Origin of the sequence: Streptomyces sp. PA03-6a (assembly GCF_033792765.1) — a bacterium.
In the GTDB taxonomy this organism is placed as follows: Bacteria; Actinomycetota; Actinomycetes; order Streptomycetales; family Streptomycetaceae; genus Actinacidiphila.
Map to the genome: position 1 here is coordinate 1 of NZ_JARAVK010000376.1, position 6,206 is coordinate 6,206.

The 6,206-nt window shown below is 75.7% G+C and carries 3 protein-coding genes; all 3 read right to left on the bottom strand.

What is annotated here, in order from left to right; genetic code table 11:
• Nucleotides 1-491 precede the first annotated feature (491 nt).
• Nucleotides 492-1,937 carry an aldehyde dehydrogenase family protein gene (locus PV350_RS43365; protein WP_499514300.1) on the bottom strand — a complete coding sequence of 482 codons (1,446 nt, stop codon included), beginning with the start codon at nucleotides 1,935-1,937 and terminating at the stop codon, nucleotides 492-494.
• A gap of 89 nt (nucleotides 1,938-2,026) precedes the next feature.
• Nucleotides 2,027-3,562 carry a PucR family transcriptional regulator gene (locus PV350_RS43370; RefSeq protein ID WP_500338880.1) on the bottom strand — a complete coding sequence of 512 codons (1,536 nt, stop codon included), beginning with the start codon at nucleotides 3,560-3,562 and terminating at the stop codon, nucleotides 2,027-2,029.
• Between the two features lie 658 nt (nucleotides 3,563-4,220).
• Nucleotides 4,221-6,206: type IV secretory system conjugative DNA transfer family protein (locus tag PV350_RS43375; protein WP_500338881.1), on the bottom strand; the 1,986-nt coding region annotated here is incomplete at its 5' end.

Consider the following 6,206-nt stretch of genomic DNA (forward strand, 5'->3'; position numbering starts at 1 on the left):
GCCCTCGGGGGACGGGGCCGGTGAGGGCGGCGACGGCCGAGCCGACCTCCGCCCTGCCGCTGCCGTCGGCCGGCACTACCGGACACCCTGACCCCATGTCAGCTCCCGGTGGGCCCCGCCGGATTCGGCGAGCGCGAGGCCGGCGACGCCCGCGTGCAGCGCGCCCCCGGACAACCTCTGCGCCAGCGCCCCGGCCGGCGGCGTCGGGCACGGCCACGACGGTCGGCTCGGTGCCCGCGGCCGACCGTGCGACGGGCAGCGGCGCGGCGTTCTCGGCGGGCACCGGACGCACCGCCGGATCCACGAGGGCGCTCCACTCCACTCGGGTGAACGCCGGGCTCTCGGGGCTGGGGGGCGGGCGGCCCCTCCAGGGTGATCGGCACCTGGTCACCGCATATGGCGTGCCCATGCCGACGCGCGAACGGCGCGGCCGGGGCGCACCGCACATGCGCCCCGGCCGCTGGAAGGGGTGGCTCGTCCTGCCCTGAGGACTACAGAGCGAGACCGGTCAGGACCAGGACCCGCTCGTAGGTGTAGTCGTCCATGGCGTACTTGACGCCCTCGCGGCCCACGCCGGAGTCCTTGACGCCGCCGTAGGGCATCTGGTCGGCCCGGTAGGAGGGGGCGTCGCCGATGATGACGCCGCCCACCTCCAGCTCGCGGTGGGCGCGGAAGGCGATCTGCAGGTCGTGGGTGAACACCCCGCTCTGCAGACCGAACTTGGAGTCGTTGACCGCCGCGAAGGCCTCGTCGGTGCCGTCCACCTTGTGCAGGGACAGGACGGGGCCGAAGACCTCCTCGGTGGCGATGATCGCGTCCGCCGGCAGGTCGGCGAGCACGGTCGGCTCGTAGGCGGCGCCGTCGCGCCGGCCGCCGGTCAGCAGCTTGGCGCCCTTGCCCAGCGCGTCCTCGACCCACGACTCCACGCGCTCGGCGGCCTTCTCGTCGACGAGCGGGCCGACGTCGGTGGCGTCGTCCGAGGGGTCGCCGGTGACCTGGGCGCGGACCTTGGCGACGACCTTCTCCACCAGCCGGTCGTACACGGACGCGTCGGCGATGACCCGCTGGACGGAGATGCAGGACTGGCCGCCCTGGTAGTTGGAGAAGGTGGCGATGCGGTTCGCCGCCCACTCCAGGTCCTCCTCGGAGGACCAGTCGGCCAGGACGACGGCTGCGGCGTTGCCGCCCAGCTCCAGGGTGGTGTGCTTGCGCGGCACCGAGTCCATGATCTGGTAGCCGACCCGGTCGGAGCCGGTGAAGGAGATGACCGGCAGCCGCTCGTCCCGGACGAGGGCGGGCATGCGGTCGTTCGGGACGGTGAGCACGCTCCACGAACCGGCCGGCAGGTCGGTCTCGGCCAGGATCTCGCCCAGGAGGAGCGCGGAGAGCGGGGTCGCCGGGGCCGGCTTCAGGATGATCGGCGTGCCGACCGCTATCGCCGGGGCGACCTTGTGGGCCACCAGGTTCAGCGGGAAGTTGAACGGCGCGATGCCGAGCACGCTGCCGCGCGGGAAGCGCCGGGTCAGCGCGAGGCGGCCCACGCCGCCCGCGTCGGTGTCCAGGCGCTGGGCCTCGCCGCTGTTGAAGCGGCGCGCCTCCTCCGCCGCCCAGCGGAAGACGGACACGGCACGGCCGACCTCGCCGCGGGCCCACTTGACCGGCTTGCCGTTCTCCGCGGTGATCAGCCGGGCGATCTCCTCGGAGCGCTCCGCCAGCCGCTTCGACACGTGGTCCAGGGCCGCGGCCCGCACGTGGGCGGGGGTCGCGGCGAACTCCGCCTCGACCGCCTTGGCGGCGGCGACGGCCTCCTCCACCTGGGCGGGGGTCGGCACGCCGACGGAGGCCACGACGCTGCCGTCGTACGGGTTCACGACATCGAAGGTGTCCTCGCCGGTGGCGGGGCGGCCGGCGAGCCAGAAGGCGGTGGAGGTGCTCATGCGGACCACGGTAGGGCGGGCGGCACCCGGCCGGTCTTGTCCAGAGCGTCCTGCGGGTCCCGCCCTGTGCGACGTTTTGGCAGACCGTGTCAGCCGCCGGACTTGAGGGCCAGCCACAGCTCCATGCGGACGTCCGGGTCGTCCAGCGAGCGCCCGAGGATCTCCTCCACGCGCCGCATCCGGTAGCGCAGCGTGTGCCGGTGGACCCCGAGGTCCGCCGCGGCGGCGTCCCACTGCCCGTGCCGGGACAGCCACGCCCGCAGGGACGCGACCAGGTCACCTCGGGCGGTGGCGTCGTGCTCGCGCAGCGGCCGCAACAGGCCGTCGGAGAAGGCCCGTACCGCCTCGTCGCTCAGCAGCGGCAGCACCGAGCCGGAACCGACCTCGTCGTGCTCGATGAGACTGCGGCCCCGCCGCCGGGCGACCGCCAGCGCGCGCTCGGCCTGCTCGTGCGCGCCCGGGACACCCGCGGCACCCACCGCGGCGGACAGCCCGGCCACCAGGTCCTCGCTCCCGTCGACCACCGCCACGCAGGCCGGCATCACCGCGCCGTCCGCGGCCGCGAGCACCGTCAGCCGGTCCTGGTCCCGCACCGCCAGCACGGGCTCCGCGGCCCGCATCCCGGCCGCCTCCACCCGCTCGGCCAGCAGCCCCACGGCGTCCCCCGCGGCCTCCGCACGCTCGGCGACCAGCACGCGCACGGGGGCGTCGAACAGCCCGCCGTACAGCCGGCCGGCCACGGTGCGGGCGTGCTCGGGCTCGCCGGCCAGCAGCATCCGCAGCAGCGCGGCGCCCAGCCGCTGCTCGGTGTCCTGCAGCGCGCGGGACTGCTCCAGCGACAGCGTCAGCAGCGCGACGGCGGCATGCACGAGGTAGCGGTCCGAGGTGTCCAGCCGCTCCTCCGTGCCGACCGCGAGGAAACCGCGGGGGCGCCGGCCGGTGCCCAGTGACTGCAGCTCCACGCGGTCCTCGGTGCCGGCCGGTCCCGCGACCGCCGCACTGGCCGGGGCGGGCCTGCCGCGCAGCCGCTCCACCTCCCCGGCGAGCCGCGCCGCCCGCCGCCCCGCCCACTCCGGCGCCGCGGCCACCACCGCGCCCGACGCGTCGTACAGCGCCGCCCAGCCGTTCAGGTGCGCCGCCAGCCGCGACAGCAGCGCCGTCGTCCCGTCCGGAGCGAGCGCCGCCCGGGTCAGCTCCCGCTGCGCCTCGAACCCCGCGGTCACCGCCTTGTACCGGTCGGCAGCAAGCTCCGCGGAGACGGCCTTGCTGATCGCGATGAACGGGGTCTTGTGCGGCACCTCCAGCAACGGCAGCCGGTGCGCGGCCGCCGCGTCCACGAGCGCCTGCGGCACGGTGTCATGGCTCAGCCCCACGCCGAACCCGAGGCCCACGACGCCGGCCCCGGCCAGGCGCGCCACGTACTGGCCGAGCACCTCGGGCGAGCCGACGTCCAGCTTGAGGCCCGTGGTGAGCAGCAGCTCGCCGCCCTCCAGGTACGGCGCCGGGTCGTCCAGCTCGCTGGTGTGCACCCAGCGGACGGCGGCCTCCCCCAGGCGGTCGCCTCCGGCGAGGACGGCCAGCTTCAGGACGGGGTTCCGCAGCAGCGAGGCGAGCGTGGGGGGCACGGGCTTTTTCTCCATCTCGGAGTGCGTTCACATCCGATTCTGCCTCACCGTATACCTGCGGTGCGGTGCCGTCTTCGTGTGCGGCGCCGCGGTTGTTGCTGTTGCGGTTTCTCCCCCACCCGCCCTCCCGATTGCCCGGCGCGGTCAGTGCGGGCCTGCGCTCCGTTGGTGTGGGGTCGGTGCCGCGCCGGGGTACGCCCCCAGCCTTCGGCCGAGGGGGCACCCCGCCACACCCCCTTCGGTCGTGTAGGCGACTAACGGCCGGACGGGGTGAGAAGGCGGTCCGGGGTTGCCGCAAGTGCCCCACTCACCCCCCACCGGCCGTCATGCGCCCCAACCGGCGTGAGGGGGTGTGGCGGGGTGCGCCCATGGGGGTCCCCCCGGCCGAAGGCTGGGGGAGACGAGCGGAGCACGCGGTGCCCAACGATGTAGGCGTAAACCGCGAGCGCTGTGGGGGTCCCCCCGGCCGAAGGCTGGGGGAGTGCGCCGGCGCGGCCCCGACCCAGGCACACGTTGCGCAGGCCCGCACTGACCGCGCCGGGCAATCGGGAGGGAGGGCGGGGGATGCCCGCCGCAGGCGCACCGCACCCGCACACGAACGACGGGCCGTACCGCGAACCCCGGTCTGCGAAGCGCAACGCACCCGCACAGAAACCGCTCAGGCGCGCAGATCGACCAGCACCGGAGGGGCGTGCTCCCCGTCGACCGCGGTGAGGGAGACGACCGCGTGCCCCGCAGGGACCCCGTGCGCGAGCTCGGACGCGGACCAGCGCTCGCGCTCGACCCGGCGCACCGTCACCGACTCCGCCGTGACCGCCTTCCCGGTCACCAGGCGCCGCACGGCATGCAGCACCCGCGTGAGCGGCTCGTCCGCGACGATCTGGCGGTTCGTGACGTCGTGGACGTCCACCCACTCCTTGCCCCACACCTCGGCGAACCGCGCGCCGTCCCAGGCCGTGAGGCCGGCCAGGGCGGCCCGGCAGCCGACGGCGCCGAGCAGGGCACCCCGGAGCACTTCGGGGACGTCGTCCAGCGTGCGCAGCGTGAGCACCGCGCCGGCGTTGGCGGAGCGCATGCGCTGCAGGCCGCGCACGGATTCCGCGGTCACCGTGTGGGAGGCGTCGTCGAGGACGAGGCAGGCGAACAGGGAGCGGTCCTGCCGGGCCGTGGCGCACTCGGCGAACTGGGCGAGGACGAGCCGCGCCAGCATCCGGGAGACCTCGGCGTGGCCCCGCTCCGGGAGGTCGATGCGGACCCGGAGCGGGTGCTCGAGGCCCCGCAGCGAGAACGGGTGGCTGCCGCCGGTGGTGTCGAAGAACCCGGCGAACGCGGGCCGGTCGAGCAGCGCGATGCGGTCGGCGAGCAGCGGGCCCGCGTCGCCGGGCCGGGCGGACTGCCGTTCCCGTGCGTCGAGTTCGCGCAGCTGGCCCTGGGCGGCGCCGCCGCGGGCCTGGAGGGCGGAGCGGAGCGCGGCCAGGGCCGAGGGGGTGCCGTCGAGGAGTTCGCGCAGCTCGGGGACGGAGGGGAAGCGGCCGTGGGCGGCGTGGAAGGGCCCGAGGAGCTGGGCGAGGGCGGTGGCGGCGCGGCGGCTGTCGCCGCCGGGCAGCGCCGCGGCGAGGTCGCCGACGAGGGCCTCGGAGAGGAAGCCCGCGGCCTCGTCGGGGTCGGAGGTGCCGCCGTACAGGTCGAGGTCGTACGCGGAGTCGGGATGGCCGATCTTGACGACGACGTCGAAGGACTCGTCCGGTGCGAGCCGTGCCCCCTCGGTGCCGACCACGACCACGGCCGCCCGCCCGGCGAGGGCCTGCAGGCACATGAGCTCCAGCGCGGGCCGCACCAGGCGCACGGTCTTGCCGGAGCCGGGCGGCCCGACGGCCAGCAGGGACGTGCCGAGCACGGACGGGTCGAGGGCGTAGCCGGCGCCGCGGTGGGAGCGGGGGTTGCGCTCGTCGTCGGGCGCGGCGCCGATGCGGACCTGGCCGGCGAGCAGGTCGTGCCGGGCGGCACGGGCGGGCAGGTCGCGGGCGCCGGACGGGTGGGCGCAGGCGGCGGCCCCGTAGCGCAGGACGGTGTCGGTGAAGGCGGTCAGCCGGCCGGGCTCGGAGCGCACGGACTGCCAGGCGCGGGACAGGCGGGCGAAGTCGACGTCGTTCATCAGCCCGGAGCGCGCGTCCTCGGCGAGCCGGTCCGCGGCGTCGGCGGCGCCGCCCTGGCGGAGCGCGGGGAAGGCCGCCGGGTCCTGCGCGGGGTCGGCGGGTTCGCGGCTGGCGGCCGCGGCCTCCTCCTCGCGGGACCGCCGGAGCGGGGTGGTGATGAAGCGGCGCCACAGTTCGGCCCAGCGGCCGATGCGGGCGAAGAAGACCAGCAGGGCGCCGCCGATGAGCGCGTAGTAGAGGTACGAGGCCCACAGGTAGGCGGTCTGGTTGCCGCCCGCCCGGCGCCAGGAGTCGGGGGTCAGGGCGAGCAGCGGCCACAGCCAGTAACTGCCGAGGTAGCCGTTCCACAGCAGGGACCACAGCAGCCAGCCGCCGAGGAAGGAGATCAGGGCGCCGGCGACGAGCTGGCGGCCTGATCTCCTTCCTCGGCGGCTGGCTGCTGTGGTCCCTGCTGTGGAACGGCTACCTCGGCAGTTACTGGCTGTGGC

What these genes read in the sequence shown, in the direction of transcription:
- PV350_RS43365 (WP_499514300.1), bottom strand. Translation starts at nt 1,937, where the DNA reads ATGAGCACCTCCACCGCCTTCTGGCTCGCCGGCCGCCCCGCCACCGGC.